Origin of the sequence: Wolbachia endosymbiont of Drosophila tsacasi (assembly GCF_028982115.1) — a bacterium.
In the GTDB taxonomy this organism is placed as follows: Bacteria; Pseudomonadota; Alphaproteobacteria; order Rickettsiales; family Anaplasmataceae; genus Wolbachia; species Wolbachia pipientis_B.
Genome location: NZ_JAPQLJ010000042.1, coordinates 1 through 23846, shown reverse-complemented (window position 1 = coordinate 23846; position 23846 = coordinate 1). Strand labels below are relative to the sequence as shown.

Sequence of the window (23846 nt, the reverse complement as noted above, 5' to 3'; positions counted from 1 at the left end):
AAAGATCTTTAGATATGGAAATTATTGCAGAAAATAGAAAAGCAAGATTTGAATATTTCATCTTAGAAGAATTTGAAGCGGGTATGGTCTTATTAAGCAGTGAAGTTAAATCGCTAAGAGAAAGAAAAGTGAATATTTCCGACGCTTACGTTATCGAAAAAAATAGTGAAATATGGCTGCATAATATGCATATTGCAGAATATAAAGCTGCGAACAAAAAAAATCATAAGCCGAAAAGGAAGCGTAAATTACTTTTGCATAAAAAGGAGGTAAATAAACTAATTGGTCAAATCAAGACCGCTGGGATAACTGTTGTGCCGCTTTCGATCTATTTTAATGATAAAGGATTTGCAAAAACTAAAATTGCCATTGTAAAAGGAAAAAAACTCTACGATAAGAGAGCAACCATAAAACAGAGAGAGTGGGATCGTGAAAAAAGTAGATTGTCTAAGAATAATTTATAGCAAAATATGTCTTTAAATCCAGTAATTTTCAGTATCGGGCCTGTTTCTATATATTGGTATTCCTTAGCTTACGTTTTGGGTATAGTGTTTGCATATTGGTATTTACACAAGCTAGACGACCAAAAAATATTTACTAAGAATTTTTACGATTCGCTATTAACAGCAACTATTGTAGGCATTATCCTTGGAGGTAGACTTGGCTACGTATTGATATATGATCCAGTTCTTTATATAAGCAACCCTATTGAGATATTGAAGACCTGGGAAGGGGGAATGTCATTTCATGGTGGTGCTATAGGAGTTTTGCTTGCAGTAATAATTTCGTGTAAAAGACATAACATTCCTATATTTTATGCACTGGACCTAGTTTCTTGCGGAGTTCCCATAGGTTTATTTTTAGGTCGCATAGGCAATTTTATAAACGGAGAGTTATTTGGCAGAGTTACAACTATGCCATGGGGTATGGTATTTCCAGAAAGTGGTGATAATTTGCTGCGTCATCCAAGCCAGCTTTATGAGGCGCTTTTTGAAGGCCTGCTACTTTTTGCAGTTGCAAATTCACTGTTTTTCTTGACTAGAATAAGACTGTATCACGGTGCGTTAACTGGTATTGCAGTTATGTGGTATGGAATAGTACGTTTTTTCGTTGAGTTTTTTCGCGAACCAGACTATCAAATTGGCTATTTGTGGCTTGATTTAACTATGGGACAGTTGCTTTCCATACCTATGGTTTTGCTAGGAATGCTTGTATATCTAGGCGCATTAAATTTAAAATTTAATACGAAATCTGTTACATAGAGGAAAGGTGAGTTTAATAGAAAAATGTAGCTAGAAACCCTACATCATGCACAATTGTACGAATTTTCTGCGTTGCAGTAGAATGAATGTGAGATCTGGTGTCATTCCAGCGTGTGACGCTAGGCCATAAAACTTGCTTGACAAGCTCCACCAGCCCCCTTATCATGAAACTGAAGGTATTCAGTTATCTTCATCTGTGCAGATTAAACAGCAAGAAAACAACGTAGTTGGCGTCTTATTTTTAATTTTTTGCACTATGTGCACCTTATGTCTTCACAATATTTCTAGGTTCTTACCTACACAAGCTGAAACGCGCTTATAAGTCGTTTAGACAGTATAGTACGCCAATTTGCAGGATTAGAGAGTGACAACTAGCTAACACGGGATTTCTTTTGCCTTTTTTTTCGTTTGGTAAATTTCTTAATGTTTGTAACTAAACGACAACCGTCATCCCGCAGCGGGATCTCTTGTTAGCGGATGAGATACTGCGAATGAATCGCGGTATGACGGTCTGCGGCGGAATGACGGTTAAGCAATTCGTCATCCCGCTGCTTGTTAGCGGCTAAGAGATACCGCGGCGGTATGACGTAGGGCTACAGGTGTCATTCCAGCGCGTGACGCTGGAATCTAGTTCTTATTGTACATTTACTTGGTGTAGAGTTAAGTTTCCTGGATCCAAGTAGTCAAGCTACTCGGATGACAAAGAAATAGGCACTGGGATGAAACCGAAGGGGCTACTCGGATGACAAGAAGAAGGCTACTTAGATGACGGGAGAATTGAATGACATCGTTTACTATACAATGTTTGTACAGTTCTGGATAAAAAAAAGAAGCCTACTTAGCTAACAAATTTATAAACATCAGTATACAACTCATCAACGCTTGGTTCTTTACTATTTTTGGCAAAATCTTCTGACTTTTTTACTAAATCACGTACTTCCTTATCAATTACTTTACATTCTTCTTCTGAAGCAATTTTATTATCTATCATGTATTTCTTTAAAGTGCCTATAGGGTCATGATTTTGCTTCATATCTTCAACTTCTTCTTTTAAGCGATAAGTAGCAGGATCTGACATCGAATGGCCGCGATATCTATATGTCTTCATTTCAAGCAGAATAGGCCCTTTTCCGCTGCGTGTGTGTTTCGCTGCTTTGCTTGTAGCCGCATAAACAGAGAAAAAATCCATTCCATCAACTTGTTTTCCAGAAATACCAAAACTTTCTCCTCTTTTATATAACTCTGTTACTAAAGTTGATCTTTGCACAGAAGTTCCCATTGCGTATTCGTTATTTTCTATGATGTAAACCACAGGCAACTTCCACAAAGATGCCATATTAAATGATTCATATACTTGTCCTTGATTTGCAGCACCGTCACCAAAATACGTGAATACCACGTTATCTCTTTTCTTATATTTATTAGCAAATGCTATTCCTGTGCCAATTGGAACTTGTGCTCCCACTATTCCATGGCCACCGAAGAATTTTTTTTTAACGTCAAATACGTGCATCGAACCACCTTTACCTTTCGAGCATCCTGTTTCTTTGCCAGTGAGTTCTGCCATTACAACATTTGGATCAGAATCACATGCGAGCATTAAGCCATGGTCTCTATAACTTGTGATAAAAGCGTCACCTAATTTTGATGCAGCTTGAGTTCCAACTGCAACTGCTTCCTGTCCTATTGATAGGTGACAGAACCCGCCTATTAATCCCATTCCATATAATTGGCCTGCTTTTTCCTCAAATCTGCGTATGAGTAGCATTTTTCTGTAGAATCCAATTATCTGTTCTTTAGTGAAATTTTCTGCTTTCATATTGGTTTCTTTTTCATTAAACTAAGATAATATCAGAAATTTTTAATATTTTATAATAAATCTCAATGGATTACTACCACTGGCTTGAGGCTTTTCACGTTATCTCCGCCATTATGTGGATGGCAGGAATGCTTTATTTACCCAGGCTTTATGTCTACCACGCAGCTGTAAAGCCGGGATCAGAAAATGATAGCTTGCTTCAAACAATGGAAAAGAGGCTACTTAGATATATCATAAACCCTGCAATGCTTTTCTCACTTGGTCTTGGAATTACATTAATGATTATAAGAGAAGCATATCGTGAAGGGTGGTTTCATGTGAAAGCACTAGCATTATTTTTCATGTTTGCTATTCATGGACTACTTGCAATGCATAGGAAAAGTTTTGCAATGGGTTCAAATGAAAAAAAACACGTTTATTTTCGTGTTTTAAATGAAGCAGTTACAGTATTGATAATAGTTATAGTTATTATGGTTGTTGTAAAACCTTTTTGACTGACCTTACCCAGAAAAAGCAGAAAGCTCGTATCTGTTCAGATGCATGGCTAATGTACAATACTGAAATAAAAATTCCAGTGCTCCCTTTCTTGTCATCCCAGTGCTTGGCACTGGGATCCAGCTTTCTTTACAAATTCACCAAAAGTGCTTCATTCTATAACGCAAAACCCATACTCACCAAACTCAATGCATTACTTGCAATTAAGTTTCCTGGGTGCCAGTGTCAAGCTACTCGGATGACACCATTCTTTTTCCTGGATTCCAGTGTCAGCTACTTTCATAACACCCTGACAACCGTCATCCCGCTACGTGTTAGCGGAATCTATGCTAAGAAATACCGCAGCGGTATGATGTAGGACTGCTGTCATTCCAATGTTTGACATTGGGATCCAATTTTATAAAAATCTATTGTGCTAGCAAGTTCACTAGCGTCACATGCTGGGGTGTGCGTGTTTATTCTGTTAGACATTTAATGTGATTGTATGTAGGGTTTTGAAAAAGACATACCAAATATGAAAGGCCTATATATTAAAACTTACGGCTGTCAGATGAACGTTTATGACTCCGTTTTAATGGAAAATATAATTAAACCTTTGGGGTTCAACGTTGTTAGTGATGCAGAAAAAGCTGATTTGGTGATACTGAACACTTGTCACATTAGAGAGAAGGCAGCAGAAAAGCTTTATTCTGAGCTCGGGAAGATTCATTCGTCACGAAAAGAAATGACTATAGTGGTGGCTGGATGTGTAGCGCAAGCAGAGGGAGAAGAAGTATTCAGAAGGGCTCCATTTGTGGATATTGTTGTTGGTCCGCAGAGTATCGCTACTTTACCGGAGCTGATAGTCAAAGCAAGCAGAAGTAAAGGTCATGTAATAAACACTGATTTTCCTGAAGTTGCAAAGTTTGATAAATTGCCAGATGAATGCTATGGCAATAGCCAGGGATCTTCTGCGTTTCTTGCCATACAAGAAGGTTGTGATAAATTTTGTACGTTTTGTGTAGTACCCTACACTCGTGGAGCTGAGTATTCACGGCCAGTGAATGAAATATTTCGTGAAGCATTGAAATTAGTTGCAAATGGGGCGAAGGAAATCAATTTGCTTGGTCAGAACGTCAATGCTTACCATGGGAAATGCGAAGGGGAAGTGTGGGATTTAGGAAAATTAATTAGTCATATTGCTAAAATTGAAAAGTTAGAAAGAATCCGCTATACAACTTCCCATCCAAGAGATATGCACGAATCTCTCTACTTGGCGCATGCGGAAGAACCAAAACTCATGCCATTTATTCACCTACCTGTACAGTCAGGTTCAAATAAAATATTGCACGCAATGAACAGAAAACATACTGCAGAGGAGTATTTGGAAATAATAAATAGGTTTCGCAAACTGAAACCTGAAATCGAATTTTCTTCTGATTTTATTGTTGGGTTTCCTGGAGAAACCGAAAAAGATTTTGAGGAAACTATGAAGTTAGTGAGAAAAGTAAAGTACGCTCAGGCTTATAGTTTTAAATATAGCCCAAGACCAGGAACGCCAGGAGCGGAAAGAAAAGATCAAATACCAGAAGATGTTAAAACAGAACGCCTTCTTCGTTTACAGAAATTAATTAGTGAACAACAACTTGAGTTTAACCAGAGTATGGTATGCAAAACTATTTCTGCTTTGTTCAGTGATAAAAAAGGCAAACATCGAAACCAAATTATTGGTAAAAGCCCATATATGCAATCAGTGTGTATTGATGATCCTGAAGGTAAATACAGGGACAAAATAGTAAACGTGAAAGTGTTGGAAGCTTGGCAAAATAGTTTGTTGGGGTGTGCTGCCTAATTAGAAAACAGTGCTCCTGCGTTCTTGTGCAGAAGCACTTTGTGTAGTTTTTTCAAGTTTATAAGCTATCTAGATTTAATACTTAAGGGACCATGACTCTGTGTTACGTAATCATATGAGACTTGATATAATAGATTTGCGGGATTTTTTTTCTTTTTCCACTGATAGCGTATTTTCTCAATCTCTCCATAATTATTATATTCATAAGAACGTGATTCCCAAATAAAGCTGCTTTTACTATTGCTTTTGTTGGTATCATGAAATTCCTGATAAGGCCAATTGTTTTTATTCATCTTCAACCTAAGAAATAAATCTAATGAGTTAATATCTTGTATATAAAATGTCAATGCCTAATCTATGTTTATAGAAACAGAGTTTTTGAATTTGTAATTTTCCAGAAAACCCTATATTCTTTAGTTTTACATAGCGAACATGAAGTCAAAGCATTATCCTGATACAGTCAGTAGTCCTGATTTTTCATCGTTAGAAAAAGAAATCATAAAATTTTGGCAAGAAAATAAAGTTTTTGAGCGGTCAGTTGGAGAACGTTCCAAGGATAATTGTTTTGTGTTTTATGATGGGCCTCCGTTTGCAAATGGCCTTCCCCATTATGGACATTTACTCACTGGCTTTATAAAAGACGCATTTGCAAGATATCAAACTATGCTTCAAAAAAGGGTTGAACGTAGATTTGGCTGGGATTGCCATGGACTGCCGGCTGAGATGGGTGCAGAAAAAGAACTTGGAATATCTGGTAGAACTGAGATAGAAAAATTCGGCATTGAAAAATTCAATAACCATTGTCGTACTTCTGTAATGAGATTTTCATCAGAGTGGGAAAAATATGTCAATAGGCAGGCAAGGTGGGTGGACTTTCACAACGACTATAAGACCATGGATAAATCATTCATGGAGTCGGTCATGTGGGCATTTAAACAGCTTTATGATAAGGGTCTGGTGTATAAATCAGTACGCGTTGTTCCCTATAGCTGGGCGTGCGAAACTCCATTATCCAATTTTGAAACAAGGCTTGATAACGCGTATAGAGAAAAGACTAGCAAAGCTGTAACTGTTGCATTTGAGCTTTTAGAAAACCCACAGCAGTTTAAAAGTGTTAAACAAAAATGTAAATTACTTGCTTGGACTACAACTCCTTGGACGTTGCCGAGCAACTTGGCATTGGCGATAGGAAAGGACATCAAGTATTGTGCAGTGTCAGTCCACTCTTTGGCAGCACGTGACGCTGGAATCCAGGAAGGTAATAAATGTTTGTATGCTGAAGTGACATCAAATCAACCTAATGAAATATATATCTTCGCTGAAAGCTACCTAGAAAAATTTATCAGCCACTCTGAACAAAACAATATTCCATATGAAAATTGCAATATAAAACTTAAAGCGAATGATCTTGCAGGCCTTTCCTATAAGCCGCTGTTTGATTACTTTAAAGATACAAAGAATGCATTCCGTGTTTTCATTGCTGATTATGTTACAGGAGAAGATGGTACTGGCGTTGTACACACTGCTCCTGGATTTGGTGAGGAAGATTTTTACCTTTGCCAAAGTCATGGTATTCCAGTTATTTGTCCAATTGATAACAGTGGAAAATTTACTGCTGAAGTTTCAGATTTGGCAGGGGTTCATGTTTTTGATACCAATGATACAGTAATAAAAAAATTGAAAGAACAAGGAAATTGGTTCAAAACTGAGCAATATATTCACAATTATCCACACTGCTGGAGAACTGATACTCCTTTGATCTACCGCACTATGCCTTCTTGGTATGTTGCGGTTACAAAATTCAAAAGCAGAATGGTAGAGCTAAATAAGAGAGTTAATTGGATACCAAACCACATTAGAGATGGTCAATTTGGAAAATGGCTTGAAGGGGCACACGACTGGTCAATTTCACGCAATCGATTCTGGGGTACTCCGATTCCTGTGTGGCAATCAGATGATACAAGATATCCAAGAGTGGATGTATATGGTTCGATAGAAGAACTAGAGCGAGATTTTAATGTTAAAGTAGATGATTTGCACAGACCATTTATCGATACTTTAACGAGGCCAAATCCTGATGATCCAACAGGAAAATCAGTTATGCGTCGTGTGCCTGACGTATTTGACTGCTGGTTTGAATCTGGCTCGATGCCATTCGCACAAGTCCACTATCCGTTTGAAAATAAGGAGTGGTTTGAAACTGCAGATTTTATCACTGAATACATAGCGCAAACCAGGGGGTGGTTTTATACGCTCTTTGTATTGTCCACTGCTTTGTTTGATAGGGAGCCATTTAAGAACTGCATATGCCACGGTGTTGTTTTGGATGTAAAAGGGCAAAAATTGTCCAAGCGTTTGAATAACTATGCAGATCCAATGGAGGTTTTTGATAGATATGGTTCTGATGCACTGCGTTTTCTTATGCTATCTGGTTCCATTGTCTGCGGTGGTAATTTGCTACTCGACAAAGAAGGAAATTCGATACGAGATGTTCTGAAAAACGTAATAAAACCTATTTGGAACGGTTATCACTTTTTTACCATGTATGCAAATGCAGATGGAATTAAAGCTGAAGTTTGTAAGGATTATCAAAGTACTATTGATTGCTACATGATTTCCAAATGTTTTGAAGCTGTAGAAAGTATCCAAACTTCTATGAACAGCTATAACTCCCAAGAGGCTTGCAAAATTTTGATGAACTTTTTTGAAGTGCTAAACAATTGGTACATTCGTCGCAGTCGCGAGCGTTTTTGGAAAAGTGATTTGGATCAGGATAAAACTGATGCTTATAATGTTCTATATACGGTTTTTTATTACATACTAAGAGCTGCAGTCCCTTTGTTGCCACTTATAACAGAGAATATATGGCAAGGGCTTAAGTATGAAGAAACATCTGTTCATTTGGCTGATTTCCCACAATTAGAGAAGTTTGATAGTCAGCTCATTGCCAAAATGGATCTAGTGAGAGAGATATGTAACTCTGCACTCTCTATTAGAAACACGTTTAACATACGTATCAGACAGCCACTTAGTAGTATGACGATTTATCATCAGTTTTCCTATGATTCTCTTAAAGATGAATATCAAGAGATAATAAGAGATGAGGTAAATGTAAAAGAATTAGAAATAGTAAATGAGTTAAAAGAAGTTGCGTCACTAGAGTTAAAATTAAATTTTTCTATGCTTGGAAGAAGAGTTCCAGATAAAATCAAGAAACTAGTCCAATATGTCAAAGAGGGGAAATGGAAGCAAATTGAAAAAACTTACCCCGACGTCATCCCAGTGCTTGACACTGGGATCCAGATGCAGATTCCAGCGTCACGCGCTGGAATGACAGAAGATTCCGCAAAAGGTTCAATATTTCTAGGAGATGAAACAGAGAACTATATCATAGAAAAAGGCGAATATGAACTATTATTAAAAGCAAACAGTGAATTTTCCTCTGTATTTGATAACAACAAAGGGGTTGTTATCCTAAACACTACTTTAAATGATGAATTGATTCTAGAAGGGCTCGCGAGAGATATTGTGAGGCTCATTCAAGAAACTAGAAAACAAGCTGATTTTCATATATCAGATAGAATTAGAGTAACAATCAAAACAGAAGATGAAAAAATTAAGGAAGCAATAACTACATGGAATAAATATATAAAAGAGCAGACTCTTGCCTTATCTTTGGACATTAATAAAGAGATCGAAGCCGACTTCTATTCTAAAGAACATCAAGATTTGATAGTTGGTATCAAGTTAAGTTGTTAATAAAGTTGCAAAGTTACTAATGTTTATGCTATACTTAGGTTACTTTTAGATAAGGTTATAATATGAGTCAGGTTACTGCAGATGGTGAAAAAGTTGTTGATTTTAATAACAATAATAGTGATTTAGGTAAAGTAGAATCTACTTCTAATGTTGCTTTGGAAGAGGAAGAAAAGTTTTTTGATGCTGTGGAAGATGTTTCTAATGTAGAAGAAGGGAATGATTTAGGTCTTGCTAATCCAGAAGAGGAAGAAGAGTTTTTTGATGCTGTAAGTGAGCAGGATTGGTTAATTAAACAAATAGCTGCTTTTAATGTTCCACTCAGTATATTTCATTATAAAGATTATAATTCTGACTTTTTTACCTCTTGGTATAATATGTCAAGCGAAATATTGAAAGAGATAAACAGAGCTTGCCCAGAGAAAAGAGTATTAAATTTAGCTCTGTCAGTTTTAATGCTTCCTTATATTGCTTTTACTGCACTGGGATTAGTCGTATACAGTAGATTTAAAGCAGACAGTAAGACACAAGCTGATATAAGTGAAGATAAGGCAAAAAAGGGTGAAACAAGTGTACCGAAAAGATTGGCATACGGCGCTCTTGCTGCAATAGCAATTTTTGTTAATGTGGCTGTACTTATAATATTACTGATTCCTGAAACTCTAGCTTTGGCTACTTTTTATCTTTTAAACAGGAAATTATCTCATTCTTTGATTGCTGCTGTTAAAATAAGTAATGGGTTATATAAGAATGAGCATCAAAATATTGAAGTGTCTTTTCATGAAATAGAAGTTCCTGAGCCAAGCATTGCATATAATATGGAAATAAAATTTCCACCGCAATTTAAACAATTACTTAGAGACTTATGCTATAATGAAAATAATGAGTGGTTCGATGTGACGCGGGATTCAGAGCATAATGTTGTGCTGAAATTATCAGCTAAAATCAATTTAAAAAATGGTCTTAAGCCCTTGCGTAATGAAATCAAGGATATACTTGCAACTTCCATTCAAGAATTTGCAAAAGCTATGGAAGAGTTGATGAAGCTAGAAAAAAAAGATATTACATATGATAAGTTGAATGAATTATTGAATGAATTTAGGCTAAAAATGGTGAGTAGTATCGATTCTAAGTTGACAACTCACTTAATAGAAAATGCTTATCAAGTTGCTTTTATACAAGCAATTAAATTTCAGCAGGGTAGACGAGGGGAAGATTTTTCACTGGAAGATGAGCTAAAAAATACTTTAGTGAAACAGAAATTAGAAAGTCAAGGTAAGGAATTACCAAATGAAAAAGAGATAATAATAAAAGGTCTAAAAGAAGCAGGAGCAAAAGTGCCAGATGCTTTAGACGATAGTGAGCTTCCTGTATTTAAAGCAGAGTGGGAACGACTTAAAGAAGAAGGGAAAACAACTAAGAAAACAATAATTGATGTTTATAAGGATACATATCCTGGAAAAACAGAGAAAGCTTTAAATAATGCTAAAAATAGAATTAAGGATTTAAAAGAAGAAGGACAAGAAAGATATATTAGGATACATGAAAATTTGAAAGCAATATATGATGAAGGAAAAAATAACTTAACAAATGATGATTTAAAAAGGAAATTAGAAGGTCTTTTTAAGTTTGAGTATGATGATCAAGAAGTTGAGCGAAGGCTAGTAAAATCAGTAATGAAAAAAGCCAAGGGTGAGTTAGGTCTATTAGGCATGCTAAACTTAATAGATCAGTTTCGAGATTTAGAAGAGGAAGGTCCTTTTAGTGAGAAAGGTTTAAAAGAAGTTTCAGATAAAGTGAATGATTTTATAGCAAAGGTATATTTAGAAATAACGAAATGTAAAATACAAAATTTATTTAAAGATCAAGCAAAGGGTATAGAAAATTCATGTAAGCTGTTAGAGGAAAAGGAGCCGGATTTAGTACAGAGGATTAATGCGCACCGAATGGAATTTGCAGAATGCTTAGATCAACCTGTATCATTAAGAAAAGTAATAGAAGGAAGTGAGGATTTAAATAAGTACTTAAAAGATGAGCGAAATAGAAAAGGAGAAAAGCATCCAAGTGCAAAATTAATAGAGAAGCACTTGAAAAATAACCGAGAAATTCTAAAAATATTAGAACAGTTAGAATTAGAAAAAGCAGAATTATTGATAAATGAAGAAACAAAAAGTAATTATAAGGAAGAACTAGAGTCTCGTGAAAAAATAAAATTTGCAATAATAGAAGATGATTTACTTAAGGTATTCAAGTATAGAATTTTTGATGAAGAAGCAGTTAAGAAGTTGTTAGAGGAAGCGGAACTTGAATGCTATTTGGCAGAAAAATGCATAAAAAGTCCTGTGATAAAAACAAAAAATAATATCAAACATTTTAGTCAAAATTTATTGTCTCCTTTAATAGACAGGCTGGTGGAAAATATAGTAAATAATGTACCAAAAAGCGATAAGAGTTCATGGTTGCAACCTATAAGAGCTATTCAGACAGGCTGGGGATATATTAAAACAGGTCTTGCCGTTGCAAACGGGGATAAGAGCACAGAAGGAAAAGCGTTGAGTGTGGCACATGATACTCATAAGGAAGTAGAGACATTTCTTCAATGTTTTCAGTCAAATTATGAAGGTGTTGGAGCCTTTTTAGGTAATTTATTTTCTGATGATGGAGAAACATTTAAAAATGATGTATGGCCTAAAGTAGAAGAGCATTTGCGTGGAATGTGGGATAGATTTTTTAAGGATATTGAATTCAATATAGGAAATAGATTGGATGAAGTAAGTGTAACACAGCAACTGCAGGAAACTGTGATTACAGCCTAAGGATGAGCTCTCAAAGTTCCTTTTGTACTTTCACACACTAAGTTAACTATCATATTTGATTCCTTTTGGATTTCCTCTTCAGTTAAAGTGTGAGTTGGAGAGCAGAAAGTAACTGAGAATGCTATAGACATCTTGTTCGGCTCTATGTTACTTCCATGGTATACATCGAATATCAAAACTTCTGTGATGAGCTCTGAGCTTTTTTTTACCACATTGATTATGTTACCTACTTTCACATCCTTATTTACAATAAATGCAAAATCACGTTTTACACTTTGGTATTTATAATCGATAAATTTCTTTCTACTTACAGGTAAATTTTCAATATTTTCTAATATCACCTCAAAACCTACAACTTTTTGCTTGATGTCAAAAAGATCTAATATATTAGGATGCAACTCTCCAAAATAACCTGCTACTTTATTTTTAAAAGAGAGAGTGCCTGACTTTCCTGGGTGGTAATGTTCTTTTTCTGCTCTCTCTATCGTTAAATTATCGCAATTGACGTTAAAAAACTCCAAAGCTGCTATGCAATCAGCCTTTGCGTCAAAAACATCTGCTTTCCTATCAGTATTATAATGGTTTCGCGGTAAATTATTTCCTGTTCTTATTCCACTTAAAACATGTTTAGACTGAGCTTCACCATCGTAAATTGGCCCAATTTCAAAAATTGCAAGATCAGATGTTCCATGGGCAATATTATCAGCAGTTACTTGCAACAAGTTTGGTATGATACTTGGTCTCATTATATTAAAGTTATTATTAAACGGATTATCGATGATAAATAACTTATTCGAGTAACCAAATTTTTCAGCTGTTGATTCACTCATAAACGACCAGGTTAGCACTTCATGAAACCCTCTGTTTGTCATCAAAATACGCAAATTGTCGTATGTACTATCTACTTCTTCAACATTATTTGGTAGTGGTTCTTCTTTTATTTTGTCATAGCCGTATATTCTTGTTACTTCTTCAATTAGGTCAGCAGGTATAGTCACGTCCGGTCTCCAGCTTGGTACTTGTACATTCCAATTGCCTTCGGTTTTTTTATCAATATTAAACCCTAGTTTCGTTAAGATATCGAACACTTCATCAGGCAATACAGACACACTTCCAAACTTGTTCGCATCCTGATAATCAAAGTTCACCTTGGTGTCAGCCTTATCTAAGCTGCTGGCAGACACTACGCTTGAGGCTTCTCCACCACATAAATCCAAAATCATTTTAGCTGCAAGATTGAGTCCCTCAAGAGTAAATCCAGGATCAACTGAACGTGCAAATCTGTAACTAGATTCTGTGGAGATGTTCATCTGCCTTGCAGATTTGGCGATAGATATAGGGTCAAACCAAGCAGACTCTAAAAAGATATCAGTAGTTTCAAGAGTACATTCACTGCACTTTCCACCTATAATTCCAGCAACTCCATGAATGTTTTTACTATCAGAAATAACGCTTGTGTCCGTGTTTAATAAGTATTCTTTACCGTTCAAACCAGCAAATTTTTCTCCGTTGTTTGCTTTGCGTACTGTGAGCTCTCCTTCTATTTTTTTTGCATCATACGCGTGCATTGGGCGGCTGAAAGATATCATAATATAGTTAGTAATGTCAACTATTGCAGAAATGGAGCGCATTCCTATCGATTTTAGCCTATCTTTTAACCATTTTGGGCTTTCTTGATTTTTTACATTGGCGATGTATATTCCACTAATAAAACTTTCCCCGTCAGTAACTTCAACATCGATTGGTGAATTTATGGAGCTGGTAAGTTGTGGAATGCTTAAAGTCTTTAATGTCTCAATTCCAGTTGCAGCAAGGTCGCGAGCTATTCCATAAATGCCTAAGCAATCTCCACGGTTTGGAGTAACATTTATATCAATTACAGGGTCACAATTGAAAAATTTATCCCCTACTTTATAATCATCAGAAAGCTCGATTATTCCTTCACTTTTCTCTTGAACCAGCGCAAGTTCAGAAGCAGAGCAGAGCATCCCTTCACTTAGCACTTCTCGTATTTTTGTGGGCTTGATTGTGAAATCACTTTCTGGCAATGTGCTACCAAGAGATGCAAGCACAGTTTTCATACCTTCTCTAACATTGTTTGCTCCGCAAACTATTTGTAGAATTTTACTTCCGTCATCTACTTTACATAATTTTAATTTATCAGCATTTGGATGCTGTATCACCTCTAATACTTCTGCAACAATAAAACCAGCTAATTTGGTATTGTCGATCACATCTTCTACTTCTAACCCTATGTGAGTTAACTTATCGGTAATTTCTTCTAAACTAGCATTGGTTTCTAAGTGTTCTAATAACCAAGATAATGTGAATTTCATGAACCTTTAAAGAAATAAAAGAGTTATTGTAATATAAAATGTAGTGCTTTTAAAGCTTGTTGTAGTGGAATACTTCTACATCATAAACAATGATGTAGAAGCTTTTGTAACTTTATATCTTCTTGTAAAGAGAATCGATCTTCTCGATATCACCTTTTAAATCTATCTCCATAGAGAGCTTAAGATTCATATTGTGGTTATCTTCATGGAAGTTATGAATGTAACCATCAATAGTTAAGTTTCCTATCATGTTATGGCTTTTATCTAGTATTTCGCTTCCCATTTGATAATAGCCAGTATATTCGTTAAAGGAGCCATCTGTTAGTTTGATGTATCCACTACCAAATTCTTGCTCTAAATTTAAAGGATGACTAGTGTTAATAAAATCTATTTTGTTCATAATAATACCTCACTAAAAATTAAATTATAATTAAAATAAGATGTTAAGTCAAGATATTGAATGATTTAATAAAATTAGTAAGTTTTAAAATACAGAGCTGACTGTAATTAACACTCTAATTACATATTTTGTTAATGTATCAATGTTATAATAATACAAAGCCTTATCTTAATTCTTGACATTGTCCTATAAAATTCATACTTTATTTACTGTTTATAGTTCAGATTAAAATGGCATTAAATCCACTGGAACAGTTTAAAGTATATACAATAATAGAGTTACCTAGGTTATTTGGGTATGACGTAAGCTTTACCAATTCATCTCTTTTCATGATGATTTCGGTGATATTGGTGATACTCTTTTTGCTTTTTGGAATAAAGAAGGGGTCAGTAATACCAGGATATTTGCAAGCTGCAGTTGAATATGTATATGATTTTGTTGTTTCAATAATAGAGAATAACACTGGAAGCAAAGGCTTGCAGCACATTCCATTGATATTCACAGTATTTATTTTCATTTTATCATGTAATTTAGTTGGTGTTCTGCCTTATAGTTTCACGGTCACAAGTCATGTGATAGTCACCTTCGCTTTATCGATGGTAGTTTTTACTTATATAACGATTGTTGGGTTTAAGGAAAGAGGAGTAGAATTTTTACGTATATTGCTACCAAAAGGAACTCCTTGGTGGCTTGCACCTGTAATAATTATTATTAAGTTATTTGCTTATTTAGTAAGACCGATTAGCCTATCGATAAGGCTTGCAGCAAATATGATTGCGGGTCATACGATCATCAAAGTGATAGCAGGATTTATTGTGAATATGAACATATTTTTCACTCCTGCGCCGTTTTTGTTCATAATTGCATTGATAGGATTTGAAGTATTTGTTGCAATTTTACAAGCTTATATATTTACTATATTAACATGTGTATATTTGTCAGATGCAGTAAAGTAATTGACTTCCTTGTAGAATATTTTACAATTATATTATAAAGAAATAATTAAAGGTAATATATGGATTTAGTAGCTTTAAAGTTTATAGCAATTGGTTTAGCTGTGTTTGGAATGCTCGGTGCTGGTTTAGGTATAGCTAATATCTTCTCTGCTATGTTAAATGGGATTGCGAGAAACCCTGAATCAGAAGGTAAAATGAAAAGTTATGTTTATATTGGTGCTGCCATGGTTGAAATCATGGGATTGCTTGCGTTTGTACTTGCAATGTTGTTAATATTTGCTGCTTAACAGATGCCACAGCTTGATGTTTCAACTTTCTTTTCTCAAGTTTTTTGGTTTTTAATTTTTTTCTCTTCACTTTTTTTTATAGTAAGTTGTTTATTTTTACCAAAGTTAGATGGAATAATAAACACTAGAAGTAAAGGGGTGTTGGACTCTTTTAATAGCTCTGTTCATCTTTTAAGACTTACAGAAGATCAGATTGCCAAGTATAATGCCGCTTTAAACCAAGCTAGAATACAGGCAAAAAAAATCATAGATGATGCACTTGCTCAGGTAGAAGAAATGAGAGCTAATGTTAAGAATATATTAGAAGAGGAAGACAAAAAAAAGAGCAAGCTTATTGAAGAAAAAGTGGCAGAATTTAAATCTGAATATACTGATCAGTTAAAACAAATGGCTACTAGTATTGCTTTAATTTATTATACTAAATTGACCAATTCTGAAATTGAAGAGGAGTTTGTTGCTGATTTGGTGTCCAAAGAATTTTAGGGGTTTTTATGTCTACATCACTGATTATCGGTCTTGCCTTCTTGGTAAGTTTTGTCCTTTCGTATAAATTGCTAAAGAAAGTGATAAAAAATGCGCTTAACAATAAGCGTAACAAAAGCAAATTTTCAAGTGAAGAAACTGAAAAATTCAGGGAAGATATGTTGGAGTATTACAAAAAATCTTCTAAAAAATACAAAGAATTAGATGCAGAAGTTAATAAAATGATGAATGAAGCACTTGATAAAGCTAATAGTATCATTAAGCACAATAGACAGCAGCTAGATCAGACATTAGATGACAATGCCCATTCTAACTTGAAGAAAGTCACTGACCAAGTTGAAAAAGCTCTTGGAGATTTACAGGCTAACACAGCGAATATAGCTGCTGATGCTGTAAAAAAAATAATGCATGAACGTAAAGATGATAAGCGTAGTAGCGAGGTCATATCTTCATTTTCACGTGACTTAAATAAAAAATTGCATTAGATTTAATGCAACAATTGCCTATACTTCAAGCTGATAATGTAGAAAAAATTCAGTTTGATTCTAGTTTGTGCAAAGAGCCAGAGAAACTTTTTTACTATAAATTTAATATAATTCCTTGGCAAAAATTAAATGATACTACTTTTTTTATGGTTGAAGACACAAGCCGAGATATCAACCGTTGGGTCGAAGCTCATTACGGTATTGACTATGTATTAATAAAAGTGGATAGCGAACAGATTTTAAATCTTCTTAACTCGCACTTTGGTATTTCAGAATTTGCAAGCAACTACTTATATTACAAGAATCCTAATTTTTCAGCTAAAAGCATTAAACTAAGCTCAATATTTTTTGCTTCTTTTTTTATTGTAACTTCAATTTTAACACTAACAGAGAAATATACATATTTTGCTTTGATGTTGATATTTATAATCGGATGTTCTAGTTATTTATTCAAGTTTATAGCTACAGTTTTTAGCTTATGTGAAACCTCTAATCAAAAAGTGGATTATAGTAAGCTAAATGAACCTATATATACTATTTTACTGCCTGTATTTGAAGAAAGTGCAGTAATAGGGCAATTAATTGAAAGCATTAAAAGTTTGGATTATCCAAAGTCGAAATTAGATGTAAAGCTTCTGGTAGAAAGTGATGACCAGGAAACGCTGGCAGCTATAGAAAAGTATACTTTACCACAGTATTTTGAAGTAATAAAAGTGCCTCATTCTTTGCCTAGAACAAAAGCCAAGTCATGCAATTATGCTATGAGCTTTGCTAGAGGAAAGTATGCAGTAATATATGATGCAGATGATAAACTAGACCCATTGCAGTTAAAAAAAGCACTGATTGAATTTAATAAGGGCGGCGATAGGCTTGCCTGTGTGCAGGCGAAATTAAATTACTATAATTGTGATTATAATTTTCTCACAAAATTCTTTTCTCTGGAGTATATGAACTGGTTTCAATACTTATTGCCTGGATTTCAAAAAATGAACATGCCAATGCCTTTGGGTGGTAGCAGTAATCATTTTTCAGTAAAAATTCTAAAAAATTTGTTTTTCTGGGATGCTTATAGTGTTACCGAAGATGCTGACCTTGGTTTGAGACTTGCACAAATGGGATACAAAACCAGGATGATTGACTCAGAAACATTAGAAGAGTCACCAATTGCTGTATTTGCTTGGATTAAGCAAAGAGCACGCTGGATCAAAGGCTATATGCAAACTTATATTGTTCATTTAAAAAATATAAAGTCTCTTTATAAACACACTGGATTTAAGGGAATTTTGCTATTGAATCTTTTTGTTGGCTCTGCAGCTTTTATATTTTTTACTACTCCATTTTTACTGCTTTCATTGATATTAACTAAAGTTTTAAATGAATTATTTTTGTACTACTTTGTAGTGGTATACGTTACTAACCTGATTCTTTTGGTAATAGCTGTCAAACAGCAAAAGATGCCTTTTTATTTTTATATAGTATCGATATTTTTTCCGGTCTATAGTCTGCTACATAGTGTTGCAGCTTTTCTTGCCTTGTGGGAATTTATTTTTTACCCTGAGCGATGGAACAAAACTCAGCATGGTTTATGGAACAAAAGCAATCAAAACCTGTAGCTATTTGGCTTTTTCTCTGCTGTATTATGGTAATTCTCATGGTGGGGATTGGTGGATTTACCAGACTTTCAAAAGCAGGATTGTCAATCACGGAGTGGAAACCCATCACTGGAACATTGCCACCACTGAGTGGACAAGATTGGCTACAAGAAAAATTAAAATATGAAACTACACCTGAGTATAAAGCATTTAACTATGGTATGAGTATGGAGGAATTTCAGGCTATATACTTAATAGAATATGTACACAGATTGGTTGCAAGACTAACAGGTTTAGTTTTTGTCCTGCCATTTATATATTTTACATTAAGAAGAAAAATATCTAAAAAGGTAGTAATAAGGCTATTTATGGCATTATTATTTGGAGCTTTACAAGCTTTTGCTGGTTGGTATATGGTTAAAAGTGGTTTAGTAACTGAACCTCATGTTAGCCACTATAGGCTTGCACTTCACTTATTATTAGCATTAATTGTTTTTGCATTATTGTTATATCAATTTTTTGATTACCAAATCAGGCCAAAGCAAACTAAACTTAAGATTAGTAGTGACACTATATACTACACAGGGATGATTTTGGCCCTAATTGTAATGCAAATAATTTTCGGTGCATTTGTTGCGGGATTAAATGCTGGTTTGATTTACAATACCTTTCCACTAATGGAAGGACAAATCGTTCCAGAAGATTTATTTTTCTTACACCCCATATGGCTGAATATCTTTGAGAACAGAGCGACAGTGCAATTTATACATCGAGCACTGGCATTGCTAATACTAGCTTTGGTAGTAATACTCACAGTAAAAAATGCTAGCGTAAAACCGGTATATATTATGCTGCTCTCCGTTATCATTCAGATCATTTTAGGTGTAATTACTCTATTATTGCACATACCAATAGCCATTGCCATAGCTCATCAAGTGTTTTCATTTATCTTGTTTGGGTCAAGTTTATACTTCTTGTGTTATTTAAGAAAGCAGACTACATCACCAGTCTGTACATTTTTTCCTTCTTGAACGAGAATATTTTTTATCACCATTGCTGCTTCAGCACATATGATATTTTCCATTTTCATTGCCTCCACCACAAATAAAGGTTGTCCTATTTCCACCTGATCTCCTATATTTACATGCAACTTAACTAATAAGCCAGATATTGGGGATTTTACAGCATCTACTGAAATCCCTTCTGTTTCATTATTTAGCATTAACCTACTTAATTCAGCTACATGAGGCTTAAATATACAACACTCAGCTTTCATGCCTGCATGTCTTATGAAGTATTTGCTGCCTTGTTTTTCTACTTTAAGTGTTATATCGATATCATCGTTAATCGTGATGTTTAGCAACCTATAACTTGATTCCCACTTGCCTACTACAGAGTATGTATTGTGGTTATATACTGTTGTTAATATATTATCTTGGTGCTTTGCATCTATAGGGTATTTATTGTCATTTATTACAACTACAAGCGTTTCATTCACTGCTTTATGATGGTACCTTTCTTCATTTTCCAAATGAACATATAACGCAGTGAAAATAAATATTTTAATATACTCCTCTGTAACAAAATCGCCGTGAAACCCACTAGAGTAATGGTCTGGAATGAATCTCGTGTGGAGCTTTGCTGCAATAAAATTTGGGTGATGGAAGATGGATTCTAGAAATTCTATATTATTTGTTACTCCTTCTATATAGCATTCAGACAATGCTTTTTGCATTCTGCTGATCGCTTCTACTCTATCTTTTCCATATGTTATAACTTTTGCAATCATTGAGTCATAGAACGTGCTAATTTCTGAACCGCTAGCTACTCCATCATCTATTCTTACATAATCATTTTCACCTGGTTTATCGTAATATTTTATTCTTCCGCTGGAAGGGAAAAATTTCTTCGATGGGTCTTCAGCGCAAATTCTACTTTCTATTGCAGAACCAGTAAGTTTAATATCATCCTGATTGAATCTCAATTTCTCTCCACAGGAAGTTCTAATCATTTCTTCTACTATGTCTATTCCAGTTATAAATTCTGTTACTGGATGCTCAACTTGCAATCTCGTATTTACCTCAAGAAAATAGAAGTTTTGGTCTTTATCTACAACAAACTCAACAGTGCCTGCTGAAAAATAGCCAACTTGCTTTGCCAGAGAAACACATTGGACATACATTTTTTGTCTTATTTCTTCACTAATGAATGGGCTTGGCGTTTCTTCCATTATTTTCTGGTTATTCCTTTGTATCGAGCATTCTCTTTCTCCAAGACACACTATATTGCCATATTTATCTGCTATGATTTGTATTTCAATATGTCTTGGTAGTTCTATATATTTTTCTATAAAGATACTGCCATCCTTAAAACTTTTCTCTGCTTCATTTGTGGCTGATGTAAATGCTAGTTCAATTTCTTTTTTGGAGTTTACAATTCGCATTCCTTTGCCACCACCGCCTGATGCAGCTTTTAGCATAACCGGAAAGCCAATCTCATCAGCAACTTGAGCTGCATGGGCAGCATCACTGATTTTACCCATATATCCTGGCACTACATTCACTCCAGCTTTTCTTGCCGCTTCTTTTGCTGTTATTTTGTTGGCTGTAACTTCTATTGTTTCTGCACTTGGCCCGATGAAGTCTATATTGTGTTTTTGCAGAGCACGTGGAAAATCTGGATTCTCTGCTAAAAAACCATAGCCAGGATGAACTGCCTGCGCACCTGTTTCAACTACTACTTCACATATTTTTTCAATGTTTAAATAACTAAGGCAAGATGGCGAAGGGCCGATATATCTTGACTCATCTGCTTGTCTTACATGCACAGAATTTACATCTGCATCCGAATATACACAGACACAAGATATACCCATCTTATGGGCAGTTCTGATAATCCTGCAGGCAATCTCTCCTCTGTTTGCTATTAAAATCTTATTGTACTTCTTTTCTGTCATCTTATCAGTATACTTTCTTAGCTTGAGAAAGTAAATTTCTATATCATTGCCTGCAGGTAATTTCTAGCTTCATGCTGCAGCTAAACCACCATCTAAAAGTTGCATAATATCAGGATCTGTCACTATAGTACTTTCATCATACAAGCCGTATATCCCGTTACATGCCTTAAACAACAAACATGTAGATCCTCCAGAAGCTATTGTAGCTACTGAAGCTAATGCAAGAGATTGAGAAACCAAAAATAAAAAGTACAAGGATAAACACAAGGCAGCAATACACGCTATAGCTCCTATTATATATAAGCACAAATGAAATTTTCTATTACATATAAAACCGCCCTTTATACCTGCAATTTGCTTAGCTTCTTCCCGTTTTGCAGGATCCAAGAAATAAAGAGGTGATACCGCCATTCTTCCATTATCCTTAATGTAGCTTTTATCGCAGAGTGCTTCTTTAATATATCTCTTATTATCCTTAAGTTCCTCTTTTAATTTTTCTAATTCTTTCCAATTTTTAGCTTCTTTTGCTTTCTTGACTCTGCCCTCAGTATCTTCTTCTAAATACTTTATAATCTCCTTTAATGCAGATAACAGGATTCCTCTGCTTGCTGCTATATGAAATGGGTTTCCATTTTCATCAAGACTATGCTTAGCTACACAAGCAACTCTTTCCTTGCAAGCTTCAATAAACTTATCTTTATCTTCTGCTTTTGCAACTTCAAATAAGTCAGCCATAACATACCTCGCTATATTTAACTAACACTAAATTATACAACACGATTTATTAAAAATAAAGAAAATTTAATCTCTCAGGATAAATAATTTATAGTAATTCTACATTGTTACAAACGTGGATTTTGGGTATCATGGCCTATACTTTACTGTAACAATAACATGCTAGACATAGTCACTAGATTCGCTCCATCACCAACAGGGTTTTTGCATATTGGTGGGGCTCGTACAGCTTTATTTAATTGGCTCTATGCAAAGCATCATGGTGGCAGGTTTTTGCTAAGGATTGAAGATACCGACAGAAAACGTTCAACACAAGAAGCAATTGATGCGATTATAGAAGGACTAAAATGGCTCGATGTGAGTTATGATGGAGAAATAGTATATCAGTCAAAAAGAATAGAGCGGCATAAAGAAGTAGCAAACCTTTTAGTTGAGAAGGGTAGGGCGTATCACTGTTATTGCCCTGAGACAGAAAGGAAAATAAAAGCGAGAGAAGAGGGCAAGATATACAAGCATAAATGTACTAGTGTGACATCAGACGTAAGACCTGTTGTTCGCTTTAAAGTGCCAGACTCAGAAGATATTATTGTTGATGATAAAATATACGGTCAAGTTAAGGTAAATAGTGAGCAGCTTGATGATATAGTGATCTTACGCTCTGATAACACTCCAACATATATTTTTGCCGTAGTGGTTGACGATCATGATGCTGGAATAACTGATGTAATACGTGGCTCTGACCATCTCACTAATACCTTTAAACAGCTGCTAATATACCAGGCTCTTGATTTTGACATTCCACGCTTTGCACATGTGCCGCTTATCCATGGGGAAGATGGGAATAAGCTATCCAAAAGGCATGGTGCCACAAGCGTTTGCGATTATGAAAAGATGGGAATATTGTCAAAAGCGATGCGTAATTACTTGCTGAGACTTGGCTGGAGTCACGGCAACGATGAGATTATTAGCGATGAGCAAGCAATAGAGTGGTTTAATTTAGAAAGTATTGGTCGTTCGCCTGCACAGCTTGATTTTAAAAAATTAGAGCACTTGAATAACCACTATATTAGTAATATGAGCAATGAAGATATTCTGGCTCTAATACTTGGGGAAAATACTCTAACTGACAAAAAAAAGGGCTATTTACTGCAGGGACTGACAGAGCTGAAAAAAAGAGCAAACTACCTGACCGAATTGTTGGATTTAGCAAAGTTTTATATTCAAGATCCGCCACTTGATTTAAGTGAAGAAGCTCGTCAAATTGTCAAATCTAACCTCAATATAATTAAGTTACTCGCATCATTTCTGTCAAAGATCGGTGATGAAAATTGGAATAAGGTTTTTTTATCTTCTCAGATCAAGGAATGTGCAAAATCACATGATATGAAAGTAAGCGGTGTATACCACTCATTACGTGCCCCTATAACTGGAGTAATGGATGCACCTGGAATCATCGATATCATGGTGATTCTTGGTAAGGACGAGTGTATAAGAAGGTTGCAAGCAATTTAAATGAAACAAAAAAACTTACTTGACAAACCCCGCCAGCCCCCTTACCATGAAACTGAAGGTATTCAGTTATCTTCATCTGTGCAGATTAAACAGCAAGAAAACAACGTAGTTGGCGTCTTATTTTT

20 protein-coding genes are annotated in these 23846 nt (G+C 35.1%); 14 read left to right on the top strand and 6 right to left on the bottom strand.

The genetic code is table 11. The annotated features are described in order from the left end of the window. Positions 1-14: 14 nt before the first annotated feature. Both smpB and lgt read left to right on the top strand, forming a co-directional pair. Positions 15-464, top strand: coding sequence for an SsrA-binding protein SmpB (gene smpB, locus OZD70_RS02745; protein ID WP_182183106.1), 450 nt, complete (start codon positions 15-17; stop codon positions 462-464). Positions 465-470: 6 nt separating this feature from the next. Next, positions 471-1262: a prolipoprotein diacylglyceryl transferase gene (lgt, locus tag OZD70_RS02740; protein WP_182183104.1), complete on the top strand. Its 792-nt coding sequence runs from the start codon at positions 471-473 to the stop codon at positions 1260-1262. Positions 1263-2100: 838 nt separating this feature from the next. Here lgt and pdhA read toward each other — a convergent pair. After that, a complete protein-coding gene (pdhA, locus tag OZD70_RS02735; RefSeq protein WP_275020722.1) occupies positions 2101-3081 on the bottom strand; it encodes a pyruvate dehydrogenase (acetyl-transferring) E1 component subunit alpha in 981 nt (326 codons plus the stop codon). A gap of 65 nt (positions 3082-3146) precedes the next feature. Between pdhA and hemJ the strand changes: the two genes are divergently transcribed. The 3 genes from hemJ to miaB all read left to right on the top strand — a co-directional run bounded on the left by hemJ (position 3147) and on the right by miaB (position 5407). Beyond that, positions 3147-3575: a protoporphyrinogen oxidase HemJ gene (gene hemJ / locus OZD70_RS02730; RefSeq protein WP_182183101.1), complete on the top strand. Its 429-nt coding sequence runs from the start codon at positions 3147-3149 to the stop codon at positions 3573-3575. Next, positions 3572-3934, top strand: a complete 363-nt coding sequence (locus tag OZD70_RS02725) for a hypothetical protein (RefSeq protein WP_275020720.1) — start codon at positions 3572-3574, stop codon at positions 3932-3934. Before hemJ ends, OZD70_RS02725 begins: the two co-directional genes overlap by 4 nt. 156 nt (positions 3935-4090) lie before the next feature. Then, positions 4091-5407 (top strand): tRNA (N6-isopentenyl adenosine(37)-C2)-methylthiotransferase MiaB, encoded by a 1317-nt coding sequence (gene miaB / locus OZD70_RS02720; protein ID WP_275020717.1) that lies wholly within the window; start codon positions 4091-4093, stop codon positions 5405-5407. A gap of 65 nt (positions 5408-5472) precedes the next feature. Here the strand turns inward: miaB and OZD70_RS02715 are convergent, their stop codons facing one another. Continuing rightward, on the bottom strand, positions 5473-5700 hold the full coding sequence (locus OZD70_RS02715) for a hypothetical protein (RefSeq protein WP_259346624.1): 228 nt from the start codon (positions 5698-5700) through the stop codon (positions 5473-5475). A 139-nt stretch (positions 5701-5839) separates the two neighbouring features. Between OZD70_RS02715 and ileS the strand changes: the two genes are divergently transcribed. Further along, the gene (gene ileS, locus OZD70_RS02710) at positions 5840-9166 is read left to right on the top strand and encodes an isoleucine--tRNA ligase (protein ID WP_275020714.1); all 3327 of its coding nucleotides are present in this window, start codon (positions 5840-5842) and stop codon (positions 9164-9166) included. A 62-nt stretch (positions 9167-9228) separates the two neighbouring features. After that, positions 9229-11979 (top strand): hypothetical protein, encoded by a 2751-nt coding sequence (locus OZD70_RS02705; protein ID WP_275020713.1) that lies wholly within the window; start codon positions 9229-9231, stop codon positions 11977-11979. Here the strand turns inward: OZD70_RS02705 and pheT are convergent. Together pheT and OZD70_RS02695 are read right to left on the bottom strand one after the other, a co-directional pair. Further along, positions 11976-14315: a phenylalanine--tRNA ligase subunit beta gene (pheT, locus tag OZD70_RS02700; RefSeq protein ID WP_275020711.1), complete on the bottom strand. Its 2340-nt coding sequence runs from the start codon at positions 14313-14315 to the stop codon at positions 11976-11978. The genes OZD70_RS02705 and pheT overlap by 4 nt on opposite strands. A 112-nt stretch (positions 14316-14427) precedes the next feature. After that, positions 14428-14715: a hypothetical protein gene (locus OZD70_RS02695; protein WP_275020708.1), complete on the bottom strand. Its 288-nt coding sequence runs from the start codon at positions 14713-14715 to the stop codon at positions 14428-14430. 230 nt (positions 14716-14945) lie between these two features. Between OZD70_RS02695 and OZD70_RS02690 the strand changes: the two genes are divergently transcribed. From OZD70_RS02690 to OZD70_RS02665, 6 genes are read left to right on the top strand one after another with little or no spacing between them, the layout of a single operon-like run. After that, complete coding sequence (locus tag OZD70_RS02690) at positions 14946-15671, top strand: F0F1 ATP synthase subunit A (protein ID WP_275020707.1); 726 nt, start codon at positions 14946-14948, stop codon at positions 15669-15671. Positions 15672-15730: 59 nt separating this feature from the next. Continuing rightward, positions 15731-15958: a F0F1 ATP synthase subunit C gene (locus OZD70_RS02685; RefSeq protein WP_006014985.1), complete on the top strand. Its 228-nt coding sequence runs from the start codon at positions 15731-15733 to the stop codon at positions 15956-15958. Positions 15959-15961: 3 nt separating this feature from the next. Further along, the gene (locus OZD70_RS02680; protein ID WP_182183087.1) at positions 15962-16441 is read left to right on the top strand and encodes a F0F1 ATP synthase subunit B family protein; all 480 of its coding nucleotides are present in this window, start codon (positions 15962-15964) and stop codon (positions 16439-16441) included. A gap of 8 nt (positions 16442-16449) precedes the next feature. After that, positions 16450-16926: a F0F1 ATP synthase subunit B family protein gene (locus OZD70_RS02675; RefSeq protein ID WP_182183085.1), complete on the top strand. Its 477-nt coding sequence runs from the start codon at positions 16450-16452 to the stop codon at positions 16924-16926. A 14-nt stretch (positions 16927-16940) separates the two neighbouring features. Continuing rightward, positions 16941-18539, top strand: coding sequence for a glycosyltransferase family 2 protein (locus tag OZD70_RS02670; protein ID WP_338062933.1), 1599 nt, complete (start codon positions 16941-16943; stop codon positions 18537-18539). Then, positions 18488-19549: a COX15/CtaA family protein gene (locus OZD70_RS02665; RefSeq protein ID WP_182183084.1), complete on the top strand. Its 1062-nt coding sequence runs from the start codon at positions 18488-18490 to the stop codon at positions 19547-19549. Before OZD70_RS02670 ends, OZD70_RS02665 begins: the two co-directional genes overlap by 52 nt. Here the strand turns inward: OZD70_RS02665 and OZD70_RS02660 are convergent. Next, on the bottom strand, positions 19498-21474 hold the full coding sequence (locus OZD70_RS02660; protein WP_275020700.1) for an acetyl-CoA carboxylase biotin carboxylase subunit: 1977 nt from the start codon (positions 21472-21474) through the stop codon (positions 19498-19500). The genes OZD70_RS02665 and OZD70_RS02660 overlap by 52 nt on opposite strands. Positions 21475-21543: 69 nt before the next feature. After that, entirely contained in the window at positions 21544-22209 is a 666-nt protein-coding gene (locus OZD70_RS02655) for an ankyrin repeat domain-containing protein (RefSeq protein ID WP_275020698.1), read from the bottom strand. Positions 22210-22368: 159 nt separating this feature from the next. Here OZD70_RS02655 and gltX point away from each other — a divergent pair, with 159 nt between their 5' ends. Then, entirely contained in the window at positions 22369-23721 is a 1353-nt protein-coding gene (gltX, locus tag OZD70_RS02650; RefSeq protein ID WP_182183079.1) for a glutamate--tRNA ligase, read from the top strand. Positions 23722-23846 lie beyond the last annotated feature (125 nt).